The sequence below is a fragment of the Pedobacter deserti genome, assembly GCF_024436415.1.
GTDB lineage: Bacteria > Bacteroidota > Bacteroidia > Sphingobacteriales > Sphingobacteriaceae > Pedobacter > Pedobacter faecalis.
On sequence record NZ_JAFMZQ010000001.1, the window covers coordinates 2466388 to 2482470 of the forward strand.

At 48.5% G+C, this 16083-nt stretch carries 13 protein-coding genes; 3 read left to right on the forward strand and 10 right to left on the reverse strand.

Annotation, left to right across the window (positions count from 1 at the left end):
- The first annotated feature begins 22 nt into the window (after nt 1-22).
- From J3P40_RS11240 to J3P40_RS11250, 3 genes are all read left to right on the forward strand, one after another.
- Complete coding sequence (locus tag J3P40_RS11240) at nt 23-2353, forward strand: TonB-dependent receptor (RefSeq protein WP_256005591.1); 2331 nt, start codon at nt 23-25, stop codon at nt 2351-2353.
- A 4-nt stretch (nt 2354-2357) separates the two neighbouring features.
- Nucleotides 2358-3143, forward strand: a complete 786-nt coding sequence (locus J3P40_RS11245; RefSeq protein WP_256005594.1) for a DUF4249 domain-containing protein — start codon at nt 2358-2360, stop codon at nt 3141-3143.
- A 126-nt stretch (nt 3144-3269) separates the two neighbouring features.
- Nucleotides 3270-4469 carry a GAF domain-containing sensor histidine kinase gene (locus J3P40_RS11250; protein ID WP_256005597.1) on the forward strand — a complete coding sequence of 400 codons (1200 nt, stop codon included), beginning with the start codon at nt 3270-3272 and terminating at the stop codon, nt 4467-4469.
- On the opposite strand, the gene J3P40_RS11255 is transcribed toward J3P40_RS11250, so the two are convergent.
- From J3P40_RS11255 to J3P40_RS11300, 10 genes are all read right to left on the reverse strand, one after another.
- Nucleotides 4459-5328, reverse strand: a complete 870-nt coding sequence (locus J3P40_RS11255; RefSeq protein WP_256005599.1) for an aldose 1-epimerase family protein — start codon at nt 5326-5328, stop codon at nt 4459-4461. The two genes, J3P40_RS11250 and J3P40_RS11255, sit on opposite strands and share 11 nt — an antisense overlap.
- 3 nt (nt 5329-5331) lie before the next feature.
- Nucleotides 5332-6315 (reverse strand): MlaD family protein, encoded by a 984-nt coding sequence (locus J3P40_RS11260; protein ID WP_256005601.1) that lies wholly within the window; start codon nt 6313-6315, stop codon nt 5332-5334.
- A gap of 3 nt (nt 6316-6318) precedes the next feature.
- Nucleotides 6319-7086 (reverse strand): ABC transporter ATP-binding protein, encoded by a 768-nt coding sequence (locus J3P40_RS11265; RefSeq protein ID WP_256007073.1) that lies wholly within the window; start codon nt 7084-7086, stop codon nt 6319-6321.
- A gap of 5 nt (nt 7087-7091) precedes the next feature.
- Nucleotides 7092-7847 carry an MlaE family ABC transporter permease gene (locus J3P40_RS11270; RefSeq protein ID WP_256005603.1) on the reverse strand — a complete coding sequence of 252 codons (756 nt, stop codon included), beginning with the start codon at nt 7845-7847 and terminating at the stop codon, nt 7092-7094.
- Nucleotides 7848-7913: 66 nt separating this feature from the next.
- Nucleotides 7914-10070, reverse strand: coding sequence for a S9 family peptidase (locus J3P40_RS11275; RefSeq protein WP_256005605.1), 2157 nt, complete (start codon nt 10068-10070; stop codon nt 7914-7916).
- A 3-nt stretch (nt 10071-10073) separates the two neighbouring features.
- Entirely contained in the window at nt 10074-11936 is a 1863-nt protein-coding gene (locus J3P40_RS11280) for an LTA synthase family protein (protein ID WP_256005607.1), read from the reverse strand.
- Nucleotides 11930-12709, reverse strand: a complete 780-nt coding sequence (locus J3P40_RS11285) for an enoyl-CoA hydratase/isomerase family protein (RefSeq protein WP_256005609.1) — start codon at nt 12707-12709, stop codon at nt 11930-11932. The genes J3P40_RS11280 and J3P40_RS11285 overlap by 7 nt, the downstream gene beginning before the upstream one ends.
- A gap of 3 nt (nt 12710-12712) precedes the next feature.
- A complete protein-coding gene (locus J3P40_RS11290; RefSeq protein WP_256005611.1) occupies nt 12713-13303 on the reverse strand; it encodes a biliverdin-producing heme oxygenase in 591 nt (196 codons plus the stop codon).
- Nucleotides 13304-13312: 9 nt separating this feature from the next.
- Nucleotides 13313-13732, reverse strand: coding sequence for a response regulator (locus tag J3P40_RS11295; RefSeq protein ID WP_256005613.1), 420 nt, complete (start codon nt 13730-13732; stop codon nt 13313-13315).
- 4 nt (nt 13733-13736) lie between these two features.
- Nucleotides 13737-15971 carry an ATP-binding protein gene (locus tag J3P40_RS11300; RefSeq protein ID WP_256005616.1) on the reverse strand — a complete coding sequence of 745 codons (2235 nt, stop codon included), beginning with the start codon at nt 15969-15971 and terminating at the stop codon, nt 13737-13739.
- Nucleotides 15972-16083: the final 112 nt, after the last annotated feature.

Consider the following 16083-nt stretch of genomic DNA (forward strand, 5'->3'; position numbering starts at 1 on the left):
CTTTTACAGCCGAGGAAAAAGTATGCAAAAGCTACATCGATGCGTGTTGCTGATCTTGCTGATAGTAGGGTTAAGTAAGTTATCTGCGGCACAGAATAAATATACCATAAACGGGACCATAACCGATGCCACAACAGGTGAAACGTTAATAGGTGCCAGTGTTAGAATAAGCGGCCCGGTTACCAGCGGTGCCGTTACCAATGCCTACGGCTTCTTTTCGTTAAGCGCCCCGGCAGGTAGCTACAGCGTTACCATCAGTTTTGTGGGCTACAAGACCGAAAACCAAACCATAACGCTCGGGAAAGACACGCGCTTAAACGTAGCACTTACGGAAGACAACCAGCTCAGTGAAGTGGTCATATCTGCTACCAGACAAAACGAAAATGTGATCAACCCGCAAATGGGCCTGCAGAAGATGAACGTTCGGGAAATCAACGACGTACCTGTACTACTGGGCGAACGCGACGTGCTCAAAACCATTCAACTGCTGCCCGGGATCAAATCAGCAGGGGAGGGCAACAGCGGATTTTATGTGCGGGGCGGCTCCACCGATCAGAATCTCATCTTGCTCGACGAAGCTCCGGTATATAACGCCTCCCATTTACTCGGCTTCTTCTCTACATTTAATTCAGACGCCATAAAGGATGTTAGTGTATATAAGGGAGGTATGCCCGCTCAGTACGGTGGTCGGCTCTCATCGGTTGTCGACATAAAGATGAACGACGGGAACAAAAAGGAGTTTGCCGCAGAAGGAGGTATAGGCCTTATTTCCTCCCGGCTTAAAGTGGAGGGGCCACTCTCGAAAGACAAAGGCTCTTTCATGATTAGCGGCAGGCGCACCTATCTCGACGCCTTCCTGGCTTTGTCGCCCGACAGCTCAGTAAGAGGGAACACACTCTATTTTTACGACTTGAATGCGAAAGCCAACTATCAGATCAACGACCGGAACACCATCTTCCTGTCGGGTTATTTTGGCCGCGACAATCTCGGGATTTCAGAAACCTTTGGGTTCGATTGGGGAAATTCGACACTTACGCTGCGCTGGAACCACCTGTTCAGTAATCGCCTGTTCTCCAATACTTCACTGATATACAGCAATTACAATTACGTTATCGAAAACCAGATTGCAGAAAACAGCTTCAAAATCAAGTCCGCCATCAAAGACTTTAACCTTAAGCAGGATTTTGAATACAGTATTGGTAATAATAACCGGCTCAAATTTGGCGTCAACGCTATTCATCATACCATAGCACCCGGAAACCTGGAGTCCGGTCCGCAATCCAGTGTAAACAACACCAATTATGAAGATCGCAAAGGCTTGGAACTGGCCGGCTATGTATCCAACGAATGGAGTCCGGCAGAGCGGTTTAACCTGGTATACGGACTCAGACTAAGCAATTTCTCCCTGCTCGGCCCAGGAAATTTCCGTACCTACGATGAAGAGGGCAACACACTTACGACCACCGCTTACGGTAGGGGCGAACTAGTCAGCAACTACTTCAACCTGGAGCCACGAGTCTCAGCCAGCTATCAGCTCAATGCCAGTAGCTCCATCAAAGCCGCGTACACCAGGAACACCCAGCATATACACCTGATGTCCAATTCTACCTCAACGTCGCCTACCGACCTGTACATCATGAACAGCAACAACGTGAAGCCGGAGATCGCTGATCAGATCGCTTCAGGATACTTCCGGAATTTCAGCGATAACAAGTACGAATTTTCTGCCGAAGTATACTATAAATGGATGCAGAATCAGATCGAATACCGTACCGGTACCGATCTTCGGGGCAATGCAAACGTAGAGGCCGATCTACTGTATGGCGATGGACGGGCCTATGGTATAGAGCTGTTTTTTAAGAAACGTTTCGGAAAGCTTAACGGATGGCTGGGCTATACCTGGTCGCGCACCCAGCGGCAGTTTGATGCCATCGACAATGGCCGGTGGTTTTACGCCCGTCAGGACAGGACCCACGATCTTTCGCTGGTCGGGATTTACAAGCCGGGCAAACGCTGGACCTTCTCGTCCGTGTTCGTTTATAACACCGGAAATGCGGTTACTTTTCCAAGCGGTAAATACCAGATCAACGGTCGCACCGTATTCTATTACACCGAAAAGAACGGGTACCGGACACCCGACTACCACCGTCTGGATGTATCCGCGACTTTAGAAGGCAAGCCGGGACGCAAAATACAGTCCAACTGGTCGTTCGGAATCTACAACCTTTACAACCGCCATAACGCTTTTTCAATCGACTTCGAAGATAATCCCGACGATCCTGAAAGGACTCAGGCCGTTCAAACCACCTTATTTGGTATAATACCTTCCGTAACGTGGAACTTTAAATTTTAAGCAGATGGGCAGGATAAGAATTTTTATTGGTTTAATTTTAGTGGCAGTTGCGGCGGCAGCCTGCGAAAAGGTCGTCGATCTTGATCTGGACAACGCCGAACCTAAAATTGTGATCGATGCGAGTCTGAATGACAATTATCAGTATCATTTCGTTCGTGTATCACGCACCTACAGCTTCACCGAACCCAACAGCTTCAATGGTGTTGCAGGCGCTAAAGTGGTGCTGTCTATCCCGGGGCTGGATGTGAACCTTCGTGAAGTAGAGAAAGGCGTTTACCGTACGCCGCGGATGCGGGGGATGCCCGGCACAGGCTACACCTTGAATGTTACGGTCGAGGGCGTGACCTACACCTCCACCTCTTACATGCCCGAAAAGGTCTATCTCGACTCACTCTCCTTCAAACGGCTGAGCTTCTTTGGCGAGGAAAATACCTATGTAGCGGCCAACTTTAACGACCCGGCTAATGCGCAGAACAATTACCGCTATCTTTTAACCGTAAAAGATAAAGTTGAAGAAGACGATGTTAGTGACGACCGGTTTAACAACGGCAACGTCATTTCTAATGTCTTGTATCATGAGTTAGACAAACTAAAAACAGGGGACACGCTGGAAGTCGAACTTCAGTCCATCAACCGCGACGTGTACAAATACTTCTTCAGCCTGGAGCAGATCACAGGTGGTGGCGGGCCTCCCGTTTCGCCGGCAAATCCGCCCTCAAACTTTAATAACGGCGCATTAGGTGTTTTTAATGCGCATACCTCAAGCAGGAGAAATGCGGTAATCCAGTAAAAATACCGCTAGAATACGCTAAAAATCGTACATCAGTGCTTAAACTACTGTAAGTCAAAGTTAAATTTTGAATTCAGGGAAGAGAAGACTATATTAGCTTACCTATTTCAAGATAAATAAAGTTAGATGGGCATGCAACCTGTTTCAAATATAGCTTCAAACGAAGCGTTAAGGGTTAAGGCTCTATATAAATACCGGATTTTAGATACGGTTTCAGAGCCATGCTATGACAAACTAACCCGACTCGCCGCCAGACATTTTAACGTCCCTTTGGTATTTATCAGTATCGTAGACGAAGGACGTATTTGGTTCAAATCAAAATATGGCTTTCAGGCAGAACAAATAAACAGGGCCGATGGACTCTGCGGAACTGCGATTATGTATGACGATGTATATGTGATCGAAAACGCGCTGCTTCATGCAGAGGCTGTTTCCAGTCCGCTCGTTCAGGCGCACGGACTACAGTTCTATGCCGCTGCGCCCCTAAAAACAAAAGAAGGGTTTAATCTTGGTACCTTTTGCATCATGGACGTGCAGCCGCGTTCACTTTCGCAGGAAGATATTGACACACTGATTGATTTCCGGGACCTGGTTATGGAGCAGATTGAGCTCAGATATACATCAGAGCTAGCCTCGGTGGGCAACAGACAGCTTTTGCATACCACTGCCCACGATCTTAAGAATCCGCTGACCACCATTCCGGTCCGCGCGGATCTGATCAAACTCAAGAAAGGCGATCCGGAAATGGTCGACAAAATGTGCGACCAGATCAAAGCTTCGGTGTTAAATATCGTGCATATCATCGACGAGCTGCTGGACTCCGGAGCCGTCGAGGCGGGCAAAACCAGACTGTTGCTCGTCAAGCTTAACGCATCAGCGCTCATCGCCAACGTTATTGCAATGAACCAGCCGCTGGCCGACCGCAAAAATCAGGTTATAGAGTTTATAAATCCGGACGACATCTATATACGGGCCGACGAGAGCAAGCTCTCCGAGGTAATTGACAATCTGCTCAACAATGCCATCAAATATTCGCCGCAGCACACACGTATAACCGTAACCATACGTACCGGCAGCAACGGTCAGGTCATCGTTTCTGTGGCCGATCAGGGACAGGGACTTACCGAAGAAGATAAATCAAACCTGTTTCAGCGTTTTACCCGTCTAAGTGCCCAGCCCACAGGAGGGGAAAGGTCTACCGGTCTCGGCCTGTCCATCGTTAAAGCGATGGTTGAGGCGCACGGCGGCAGGATCTGGGCAGAAAGCGAAGGAAAAGGTAAAGGCGCCATATTTAATATGTCGCTGCCTGCAGACCTTAAAAAGTAGTTACCGACCAGCTTCTTTGCCATGTCGTCCCGGCCGCGAGCGACATAATACCGGTTTTTTCTTCCAGGCGCTGATTATGACTCACCTCATCGGCTATGCCACACCAGGGTTCCAGGCAAACAAAGTCAGCGTTGGGGGCCGACCAGATACCGAAGAACGGGAAGTCCTCAAACCTGAAATCTATACCGTTTTCATTTTTAACGTTGCCCAGCCTGATCCTGTCACTCTTCAGCGACTTCATGACCAGTGCATCTTCCTGAAATAATTCGTGCGAAAGCTGTAAAGTCTTGTTGTCCAGCGGAATTATCTCCGTCTCCTCAGAAATCAGATCCTTCCTAAGCAAATGCCTCACAAGTTCATTGTCCCGGTTAAACTCCAGATAATAGTTTGAAAAGTCAGCCACAGAGGTGTCTATCGCAAATGCAGGATGTGCCCCGATAGAAAACCAAAGCTGCTCATCACCAGGATTAACAACCTCATAGCTGCACACCACAGCAGCGCCGTCTAAAGTATATTTGATGTTCAGCCTAAACGCAAAGGGATACACCTTAAGCGTTTCGTCGCTGTGGCCAAGCGTAAGCGTAGCATATAAATCTCCTTCCTCCCTTAACTGAAAAACCTGGTCGCGCGCAAAGCCATGTCGCGGCAAGCTATATTCACTGCAGCCAACGGTATAACGGTTATCCTTCAACCCGCCAACAATAGGGAATAGAACAGGACTAAACTTACCCCAAAAGTCGGGGTTACCGCTCCACATATATTCCTTCCCGGTTTGCTTGTTCACCAGGCTTTGTAATTCGGCACCCTTTTCTGCGATGCATACCTTAAGAATATCGTTTTCCAGAATAATCATATTCATCCGTTATGGTTTTTGTGCTTCAGCCTGTTCCCTCGCACGCTTTTTAAAGAAGCCGCGCAACAGGAAATTGTGCTGCAGCGCCTCCAGATTCTCATCAAGCTTTTTGCTGCTGGTCTCCATATTCCTCACAATTCCCTTCAGCTGTTCTGCAGTCGCCTCGTCGTTCAGTAAAACACCCAGCGCATTGTCCGTTTGGTTCAGTTTGCCAGATGCCGTGTTCAGATTTTCCGTAAGGGTAGCGGCCGAGGCGGCAGTCTTGCGCAGTTCGTTGACCGACGATTCCAACTGGGCAAACACCGCAGTATCCGTAAGCAGCTTATCGGCAAGCCCGCCCTTCGTATTCAATCTTTTCGAAAAAGCATCGAGCTCACGGGCCATCCTGTCGGCCGAAGCCGTTGTCGTTTTCAGGTTCGCAACAATCTGTTTAAAATTCGACGCCACTTCCTCGTCCGATAAAAGCGTTCCCGCCGTTCCCTTACCTTCCACAAGGCTCCGTGCCAATACCTTAAAGTCAGCCGTCACATCCACCAGGTTCTTATTGTTCACCTGGAAAGTCTGCATGATGTCGTCGGTCGACAAGGTTGTACTTGCCCTCAACCGGTCGCCGTCTTCCACAAAAGGAAACTTCGGACTTCCCCCGGTCACCACAATGATCTTGTTGCCAATCAGTCCATCTGAACTGATGCTGGCCGTAGCATCTTTGTGGATGTATTTATGGGCCTCCTCCTCAATATTCAGGAAAACCTGCACCTGCGATGTTCCGTAAAACTGGATCTTCTTAATCGTACCGATCTTCACGCCCGAGAACCAAACGTTATTTCCGGCCTTCAAACCCTGAATGTCGTCGAAAACTACGTCCACAGTAAAGCTCTTCACAAAAGCCTTTTTCTGCGAGCCGAGCGTAAATATTCCCACCACAAAAATGACCAGTCCTAATAAAATAAAAATCCCCACTGTAATCTTCCTGCGATTCTCTGTAGCCTGCATATTCTATTGTATAAAATTATAATCGTAAAATGGTTTCACACGAGGATCCGTAGTATCAAATACCTCCTCAAAGGTACCCTGGCGCTCAAATTTCCCGTCCAGGAGCATGGCTACGCGATCACCCACTGCCTTAGCACAGGTAAGGTCGTGCGTAATAATGATAGAACTGGTGTGAAACCGTTCCTGCACCTCATTAATTAAACTGTTTATCTCCAGGCAGGTAATTGGGTCCAGTCCCGCCGTTGGCTCATCATAGAGCATAATCTCCGGTTTAAGGATCAGTGTGCGTGCAATACCGATCCGTTTACGCTGACCGCCCGACAATTCCGAAGGCATCTGATTAATCGTTTGCAGCAAACCCACCGCATCCAGCATCTCTTCCACAGCCAGGCTCACCTCTTGTTTTGTCAGCTTTCGACGGTTGCGTACCAACGGAAATTCCAGGTTCTCCCGCACGGTCATACTGTCGTACAGCGCACTGTTCTGGAATGAAAACCCCACCTTAAGTCTCAGTTCGAGCAACTCTTTATACGTGATCTGATCTATGAGGCTGTTCAATACGCTTACCCGCCCACGATCGGGCTTAAGCAAACCCACCACAATCTTGATCAGCACCGACTTACCCGTACCCGACTTACCCAGCACCACTAGGTTCTCGCCCTTATACAGATCAAGGTCGACGCCCCTCAGAACATGGTAGTCGCCAAACGACTTATACAAATCCCGTATTTCAATAACGCTAACCGGTTTTTCCCCGCTTTGTCTTTCCATCATGGTCAACTTCTGAATAAACCAAAGAACTGAACGGAAACGACTTCCTCAATAAAGATCAGGAACATTCCGATCACCACCGAGGCATTCGCCGCTCTACCTACACCTTCGGTTCCCTTTGCCGAATTATAACCCTGATAGCAGCCTACAATACCTATCGTGAAACCAAAGATCACTGCCTTAATCGTAGAAGCGGTTATGTCCAGGAAGCTGATCGACTCCAGTGAAGCTTGAAAAAACAGTTTAGCGCTTGTACCTTCACTGAGCGACACATTCAGCAATGCACCCAGCATACCTACCAAAGCCGTATAAAAGGTCAGGATGGGGATAGTTATCGTCGCCGCAAGCACTCGGGTGCTCACCAGGAATTTAAAAGGATTCGTCGCCGACACTTCCATCGCATCAATTTGTTCAGTTACCCGCATCGACCCCAGTTCGGCACCAATGCTCGAACCAACCTTCCCAGCCGCAATCAGCGAGGTCAGCAGCGGAGCGAGGGTACGCAACAGCGCAATACCCACCAGCGAAGGGAGCCAGGATGTCGCGCCAAACTCAGCCAGGGAAGGCCTCGACTGCTTGGTAAAAACGATTCCGGTGATGAACCCGGTTAGCGAAATAAGGGCGAGCGACTTATAACCAATATCATAACACTGCTTCAGCAATTCCTTGCCCTCATAGGGCGGCAGAAAAGCCTCTTTAAAAAAACGCCCTATAAACTGAAATACATCATAAAGGGTGATAAATATATTTCTAAAATTCATTCAAAATACGGTATGCACATCACTATCAAACTATGCGCCATAAATGGCAAAGGTAAACACTTTTGGCTATTTACCTCCGGGCGGACAATACGTTTGAAGGAACCTCGTGTAAGTCAGCGCCAAATGTTCCGAAGTACCATCACCTTCGTTAATGCTGTGTGTGCGGTTCGGGTAGGCCATCAGCTGGAAAACCTTCCTGTGCCTTACCAGTTCATTGATCAGCATCTCCGCATTCTGATAGTGCACGTTGTCGTCGCCCGTACCATGTATATAAAGCAGATTCCCTTTCAGGTTTTTGGCATGAGTTACAGGTGATCCTTTCACATAGGCCTCGGTCGACTTTAACGGCGACCCCATATAGCGTTCCTGATAGATGTTGTCGTAAGTCAGTTGATTGCCCACAGCCGCTATCGCGATGCCGGTCTTATATATTTCCGGATATTGAAACAAGAGGTTCAAGGTAGAAGAACCGCCTCCGCTCCAGCCCCAAACCGCTACCCGGTCTTTATCCACAAAATTCCATTTCAGAATCTCCTGGGCAGCCATCGCCTGGTCGCGCACGTTAAGGGTACCGATCTTCTGGAAAATACTTTTGCGCCATTCCCTGCCCTTAGGTGCCGGTGCACCCCGGTTCTCCACCGAGATGTAGATATATCCGTCCTGCGCCATATCACCGGCATACAGCCAGTTTCTTCCTGCACCATAAGTATCGGTAACCGTCTGCCCTGCAGGCTCGCCATACACGTAGAACACCACAGGGTATTTTTTTGTCTGATCGAAATTATCCGGCTTTTTCATCCAGCCGTCCATCTCCACGCCGTCGGCAGTCGTCACCTTGAAAAACTCCACCTTATTTTTAGGTGGCTTGATGCGGCCCAGCTGATTGGTAATGCTGCCTTCCATGGTAAGCGGATTTAAACTCGTCATGCGCATCCATTCCGTGAGTGGAGGGACGCTGGCATTCTGATAGCTATGTCGGGCAAACAAGGCACCCGGAGAGATGTCGTAGCTGTGTGTTCCCGGCATGATAGAAGGTGTCACCATTTCAGCCTTTCCCGAGCCGTTCAACTTCGTTTTATAAAGATACCGCTGCGTGGCATTCGTTGGCGATGCCATAAAGTAGACCAAACCGTTCTCTTCATCCACCAGCGAAGTCTCTATCACATCGTAATTCCCAACGGTGATCAGCGTTTGCTTGCGGCCGTCGCGACTGATCCTGTACAAATGACGCCATCCGTCCTTTTCGCTGGTCCAGATAAAGCTTTTACCTTCATCCAGCCAGTGCCATGGTTTTCCGGCATCTACCCAGGCCTTATCTGTTTCTGTAAAAATATTGTTCACGCTGCCGGTCGACCCGCTAGCCACGAACAGCTTGCTTACATTCTGTTCGCGGTTCAACTGCTGCAAGATGATCTCATTGCTGTTCGGGATCCAGTCCATACGCGGAATATAATGCTGAACCATGTCGCCCGGCACCTGCAGCCAGCTTGTGGCACCGCCGTTTACGCTAACCACGCCAATGCGGCAGGAGGAAGGGTTTTCGCCCACCTTCGGGTATTCAACCGGAATGGTATAGGCATAGATCGAATCCGTGTTGTTGATCATCAGGAAATTCTTGATCCGCGTCGCATCGATCTGCCAGTAAGCAATGGATTTGCCGTCCGGGCTCCAGCGGAAACCGTCCCGGCAGTCAAATTCCTCTTCATACGCCCAGTCAAACGTACCGTTAATCAGTCGGTCCGTACCGTCGCTCGTCAGTGCCGTTATCGTTCCGCTCGTCAGATCCTCCACATACAGGTTATGCTTACTTACATAGGCCACCTTATTGCCGTCCGGCGAAAACTTCGCAAACATCAGCGACGAAGCCGGTTTATCCTTACCCAGTTTGGTGATGCGGTTGCTTTTCAGATCGGCCACAAAATAGTCGCCCCGGGTCTCGTAGCGCCAAACCTTTTTCGCGTTGGCATACAAAAGCACCTTTGAGCCATCCGCAGAAAACGCGAAGTCTTTGAAGTTCGTCAGACCGCTGTTCTGGTTGCCATACAACAGGCTGCGCCCCACGATCACTTTGCGGTCGCCCCCCGGCAGGGTAATCGAAACAAGCTCCCCGTTAGAAATTTCATAATACGAACTGCCATCTTTCCACTTGATGTCCTGCGCAGCAGCGCTAAAGAAAGAAAAAACGACTGCGGTTAACGCAAACACAAAATGTTTATATCTCATATTTTAAAGATCAGTAAATTCCTGATATACCATTTGCAGGTAAGCCTTGTTCATATTCAGCACCTCAGCGCTGCCCGGTTTGTCACCCTCATCGCTGTTATGCAAAACCGACTGACCTACATGATCAAAAGTAACATAATGTTTGTTATAGATAAAGCCCGAACCATTGTCCCAGCTAAAAAATGCCGAAGGTTTTACACTCGGGTTCAACAGGTTCTTGCTCCACCTGAAATCTTTAGCTGGCAAGGCAAGCTGGGCGAGCAGGGTAGCAGCAAGGTCTGTCTGACTTCCCGTTACGTCAAATTGCTTTCCCCGATAGGCCTCATCAATCACCTCCCCGTAGAAAAGCAGCGGGATGTGATAACGTTCCGGGACAGCCACATCAAAGCGGTCCTTAGGATAGGCATGGGCATGGTCGGCCACAAATACAAACAGCGTGTTGCTATACCAAGGCTGTTTTTTGGCCTCTGCAATATAAGCCTGAATGCAGGAATCCGTATAAAAAGCCGTGCTTTTAAACTTCGCTTTATTATCAGCCGAACCAAATTTAGGTTTGCCTGGAACCACATAAGGTTCATGGTTGGTGAGCGTAAGCAGGGTAGAAAAGAAAGGCTGTTTCTCCGATCGTAGTTCGGCAATCTGCTTGCTGAAAACCGCCTCGTCAAACTGTCCCCAGGTTGATTTGCCTGGAGTGTCAAAGTTGTTGCGGTCGACAAGCCTGCTGTAATGATGGCTTAAAATAAAGGCCTTATAGTTATCAAATTCAGACTCTCCACCATAATAGAAAGAAGTCTGATAACCCTGCTTAAAAAGCGATTGAGAGATCGCCGGGAGCTTCTGCATCTTGTCGGGCCACTTCATCATACTGCTGGCTGCCAGAGTAGGGAAACCCGCCAGCGTAGCGATAATTCCTTTGTCTGTGCGACTTCCCGAGGCATAGATGCGGCTAAACAACACGCCCTCTCGGATCATTGCATCAAAGTTCGGCGTAATGCCCGGTTCATTTCCCAGGGTCATGGTCAGGTCGGCCCCAAAACTTTCTATAATGATCAGAACTACATTCGGGCGCTTATTCTTCAAAATCGACACCGTTGTATCCTTACTCACCCGATATATGCTGTCCACATAGGCAGAGGCCTGTTCAGGCTTCAGGTACACATATGGATTTTTGGTTATTTTGCCCGACGACAATACGCTTGAAAGCAAATTCCAAGGCGTATTCACGGCAGCGTGGTTTAAGATCTGCTCTTTCGAGAAATACGCCATACTCTGTTTCATAGGCGAACCTTTAAGTCCACCTCTGATCATGACGAACGTACCAAAAAATAAGAGCAGCACCACCAGAATGCGAGGTGCAAGCGCCATCCGGCCAAACCTCAGTTTTGACGGCATCACAAATCTGTGCAGCACCAATCCAAAAGCGATCAGCACGGCAAGCGTAAACAGCGTCAGAAACACAGGGGAGGAGGCACTCGAGGCCAGCGCCTCGCCCGGGGAACCGAAAGCGAAATCAATCGCCTTTGCATTCATCTTGGTGCCCCATTCCCGGTAAATATTAAAGTTGGCAACGGAAATAATGCTGAAGATAACTACCAGAAAGCCGTCGTAAAACGAAAGCCAGCGCAGCCCCAATTCCTTTCTGCCGCTAAGCAGGGCAAAAGAAAAGACAAGAAGGGGTATGACCAGGATATAACCGCACATCGATAAGTCGAGCGCCAGCGCATGCACAAACACCGAGGCGGTCTCCGAAAGGGGAAACTGACTAACAGCAGCCATATTGATCAACAGAAAGCTGAGGCGGTCCACCACAAAAAACAAGAGCCAGAACAGGAAGAATCTGGCAAAAAATGCCAGGCTGTTTACCATTTGATCTGCACCTTATTAATAAAAGAAGCCACGCCACGCTTAAAATCTTCGCTGTCACGCACACGTGCGTTGATCTGCACCGCAAAAGCCAGGTTCTTTTCCAGCAAAGGATTGTTGGTCTGCCCGATCAGTTGCTTGGTCACCATCAGCGAATTCGCGGATGTCTCTGTGCAAAGCTTTTGGGCAAGTTCCAGTACACGGCCGGCGATTTCATGGCCTTCAACAACCTCTGTGATCAGGCCGAATTCAAGCGCCTGCCTGGCAGAAAACAGCTCGCCTGTAAGCAAAATCCGCTTGGCGATCGTTTCAGAAGTCTTGTTTACCAGGAAGCAGGACACAATGGCCGGCACAAAGCCAAGCTTTACCTCCGTGTATCCAAAATTTGCTTCCGGCACCGCAAACACAAAATCGCATACCGTAGCCAGGCCACATCCTCCCGCAATAGCATGGCCTTCCACCTGTGCGATCACAATTTTAGGGAGATAATATATGGTCGTAAATAAACGCTTCAGATTTTCAGAATCGGCCAGATTTTCCTCGTAACTATTTTGCTGCAGTTGCTGCAGGTAAGCCAGATCGGCCCCTGCGCTGAATACTTTTCCGTTGGCCTTCAGCACGATCACTTTCACCTCATCATCTTCCGATGCCCTTAAAAGCGATTCCGTAAGCAAAGCCACAAGTTCCGGGTTCAGCGCGTTTCGCTTTTCAACCCTGTTGATGGTAATACTAGCGATCCGGTCCGTAACGCTGTATAAAACCAGTGGTTCATTCATTCCTCAAATATAGGCAATTTCGGCTATGGCGGAAATCGCGTCAAACATTTGTTTGGCTCCTTCAACCACCTCGTCCTCATTGCCTTCCGGGAATGCGTTAAGCACATCCACGAACGATTTCCAGTTCGCCATCAGCGCCCCGCCATACACCCCGTAATAATAAAAATGCAGACCCTTGCCGGCAAATGAAGGATTAAGCTTCAGCTGTTTTAATATAACACTTCCGCCCAGCGTAGCACCTTCCATCACATATAAGGCACCTAGTGCGGCCGCCTCGTTAAAATGAAGCGGCATCAGGCCTTTTACAATCAGTTCAGCCTTAAACAGCTGCTCGTCCAGACCAGCCTCTTCCACATCCCTCTCCAGCGCAGCAAGTTTGCGCCTTTCGTTCAGGTCCAGGCGCTCGGCCAAGTCCGGGCCAATAGCACTGAAAATAGCCGCTTCGTAAGCTTTATGTGCTATGTAATTTGTAAGTAATATTTTCTTGTATTGTTCAGGGCTCAGCGTTTTGCCCATGATGTTGTCTACAAACATCAGCGATTCCAGTCGCTCATGCTGCAGCAGCGTGTCGTTCTTTAATCTCTCCTGAAGCATCTAAAAGGTTTAGTTGATCGAGCGGTTTTGCTTAAACCAAAACTCATGCATAGACTTCACACAGGAGATCAGGTTGTTATATCCCGAAGGTTTGGTAATATAAGCGTTTGCCCCGAATTCGTACGAAGCCCTCACATCGAGCGGGTCGTCTGAAGTGGAAAACAGGATAACCGGCGTGTACCTTAGAAAAGGGATCTCTTTGATCCTTTTAAGCAAGTCCAGGCCCGATAAACCCGGGAGGTTCAGATCCAGCAAGATCAGCTTCGGTCGCTTCCTGTGCAGTACAAACTGCTCCAGTTGCGCAATAGCGTCCCTTCCGTCTTCCACAACACTTACAGTCAGGTCGTCCCGAACTTCCTTAACCGCGTGCTCCAGGATAAAAGCAAAATCCTGGTCGTCCTCTACATAAAATATATCCGGCGAAGCCATATCCCTATTTCTTAAATGCTACATAAAAAGTTGTCCCAACACCCAATTCACTCTCGAACCAAATACGTCCGTTGTGCTTTTCGATAATTCTTTTTACGATGGCCAGGCCAACCCCGGTACCCTCATAATCTCTTACATTTTCCATTCTTTTAAAGAGCTCAAATACTTTATCATGATAGTTCACATCAATACCGATGCCATTATCCTTAATGTTGTAAACAATTTGATCCTTATCCGTTTGCGCCTCAACGCGTACCACCGGAGCTTCAGAACGCTGACTGTATTTTACCGCATTTCCGATCAGGTTGGAAAACACCTGAGAGATCAGCGTATGGTCGCCCTCCAGGTCCGGACAGTCGCCAAACTCAATCTTAACATGCTCCGCTTTCAGTGCCGAAATCACCTCTGTACTGATTTCTGAAAGCAGTTTAGGCATATCGATCTGCACAAAATCAATTTCCGAACGGCCCACTCTGGCCAGCTTTAAAATCTCGTTGATCAGAAATCCCATCTTATCTGCCCCTGCAACCACACGATTGAGTAAACTTTTCCCCCGTTCGTCGAGGTCCTTATGCTGAGCCAGAAATAATTCCGTATAACTTTTTATCGAGGTCAGCGGCGTACGCAGATCATGCGAAATCGTGTAACTGAAGGTGTCCAGTTCATCGTACGCCAGTTTAAGTCGTTCATTGAGCTGCCTGATCTCGTTGGCCCGCTGGTTGATGGTCGTAATGATCCTTTCACGTAGTTTAAGCACCGTAGATATTTCAATTTGCGACCACCGAGCCGAAGTGTTCTTCACGATCTGCGCCCAGCTCTCAAACGAATTTCTCGGAGAAAGCATCATAAGTCCTGCAGGTGCGTTCGGATCCGTATCCTGCGCGGGCTCCATAGGCTTCTCCGGATTTCCGGCCCAGTTTATCGTTCTGATCTGTTCCGGTTTAAACCAAACAATCAGTTCACCCAGTTCACGCGAAAGCATGCATGCAAAAATACCGCTTGCTGTGTCTGCATACTTCTTCGCAGGAGTGTATACCTCCGGAAACTGGCTGGTATGGTAAATGGACTCCGACATATTCCTTTTCAGCCATTTGAAGATGTCCTTTAAATCTTCTTCCGAGGGCGTCTCACCCAGGGTGTGCATTTCATCCTCAAACAAGATGGCCACGCCAGACGCATGAGTAACCTGCTGAAGGTTATACTTATACTTAGTCAGCGCAGCAATCAGATCGGCATCCTTTTCCAGGTAGCTGCCGATTTCCTGAACGGCCTCCTTAAGCACATTATCGCGCTCTGTTTCTTCCTCCATTTCGCGGTATTCTAAGGCCGAGGACAAGATCTGACCAATCAGTTTAGCACCCTCTCTGGCCTTGTAGTCAATAAATTTCGGACTGTAGCTATGGCAGGCGATCAGTCCCCATAACTCCCCATTGCTGATCAGCGAAATACTGAAACTCGAGGCCACGCCCATATTCTTGAGATACTGAATATGTACAGGCGAAACCGCACGCAAACAAGAATGCGTCAGGTCAAGCGGCTTGTTCGGCTCGAAAGTCAGGATAGGCGAAGCCTCCGCGTTAACATCAGCGATGATCCGGGTGTAATTCAGTTTGTAAAGCTCCCGGGCCTGTTTAGGAATATCCGAAGCAGGGTAGTGGAGACCGAAAAACGGTTCCAGGTCGTCATTCTTTACTTCTGCTACCACTTCACCGTGACCATCTTCCTGGAACTTATAGATCATTACACGATCGTACTCAATAACGTTCTTAACCTCCCTGGCCGCATTATGAAGCAAACCTGCCAGCGATTTGTTCGCCAGAATTTCCGAAACCGACCTGCCGATCACGTTCTGAATATCATATTCCAATGTGGCCGGCTCAAACTCCAGCACAAAGTCGGTGGCCGACTGATGCATCACGAGGTAAGCAGGCTCTCCGTTAACAAGCAGTCGGTACGGGTTTACCGCATCAAAACTCTGCTGGGTCCTGCCAATTTTAATAAGGGCAGGGAAATCGACTTCCTGTGATCCCTGGCTAAAGCTCCCCGACAGCTCGCCGATATGCTTGCCCAGCAAATCCTTTGCGCTCACGTTCAGATAGGTTTGCACATTTTCGCTTGCATAGGTAATCAAATGGCTTTCGCCATCTACCGCAATCAGGCACCCGTGCGATTGGACTTTCCCTGGAATATGTATTGGCTCTCTGTCACAATTCGTCAGGTCAACGGTAATGTTATTCATGTAATGTTAGTCGTGTATGATAAGGATACCGCACAAAAATATCAGAAATTTGAACAATTAAAATAGCGGCCCTTAAAATGTAAAGGAGTACTAACAACCAGCAGGAGTATTT

Bases quoted from the DNA above. Each gene is read 5' to 3' on its own strand.
- J3P40_RS11275 (WP_256005605.1), bottom strand. From the start codon at position 10,070: ATGAGATATAAACATTTTGTGTTTGCGTTAACCGCAGTCGTTTTTTCT.
- J3P40_RS11290 (WP_256005611.1), bottom strand. From the start codon at position 13,303: ATGCTTCAGGAGAGATTAAAGAACGACACGCTGCTGCAGCATGAGCGA.
- J3P40_RS11295 (WP_256005613.1), bottom strand. From the start codon at position 13,732: ATGGCTTCGCCGGATATATTTTATGTAGAGGACGACCAGGATTTTGCT.
- J3P40_RS11285 (WP_256005609.1), bottom strand. From the start codon at position 12,709: ATGAATGAACCACTGGTTTTATACAGCGTTACGGACCGGATCGCTAGT.
- J3P40_RS11245 (WP_256005594.1), top strand. From the start codon at position 2,358: ATGGGCAGGATAAGAATTTTTATTGGTTTAATTTTAGTGGCAGTTGCG.
- J3P40_RS11240 (WP_256005591.1), top strand. From the start codon at position 23: ATGCAAAAGCTACATCGATGCGTGTTGCTGATCTTGCTGATAGTAGGG.
- J3P40_RS11255 (WP_256005599.1), bottom strand. From the start codon at position 5,328: ATGAATATGATTATTCTGGAAAACGATATTCTTAAGGTATGCATCGCA.
- J3P40_RS11270 (WP_256005603.1), bottom strand. From the start codon at position 7,847: ATGAATTTTAGAAATATATTTATCACCCTTTATGATGTATTTCAGTTT.
- J3P40_RS11300 (WP_256005616.1), bottom strand. From the start codon at position 15,971: ATGAATAACATTACCGTTGACCTGACGAATTGTGACAGAGAGCCAATA.
- J3P40_RS11250 (WP_256005597.1), top strand. From the start codon at position 3,270: ATGGGCATGCAACCTGTTTCAAATATAGCTTCAAACGAAGCGTTAAGG.
- J3P40_RS11280 (WP_256005607.1), bottom strand. From the start codon at position 11,936: ATGGTAAACAGCCTGGCATTTTTTGCCAGATTCTTCCTGTTCTGGCTC.
- J3P40_RS11260 (WP_256005601.1), bottom strand. From the start codon at position 6,315: ATGCAGGCTACAGAGAATCGCAGGAAGATTACAGTGGGGATTTTTATT.
- J3P40_RS11265 (WP_256007073.1), bottom strand. From the start codon at position 7,086: ATGGAAAGACAAAGCGGGGAAAAACCGGTTAGCGTTATTGAAATACGG.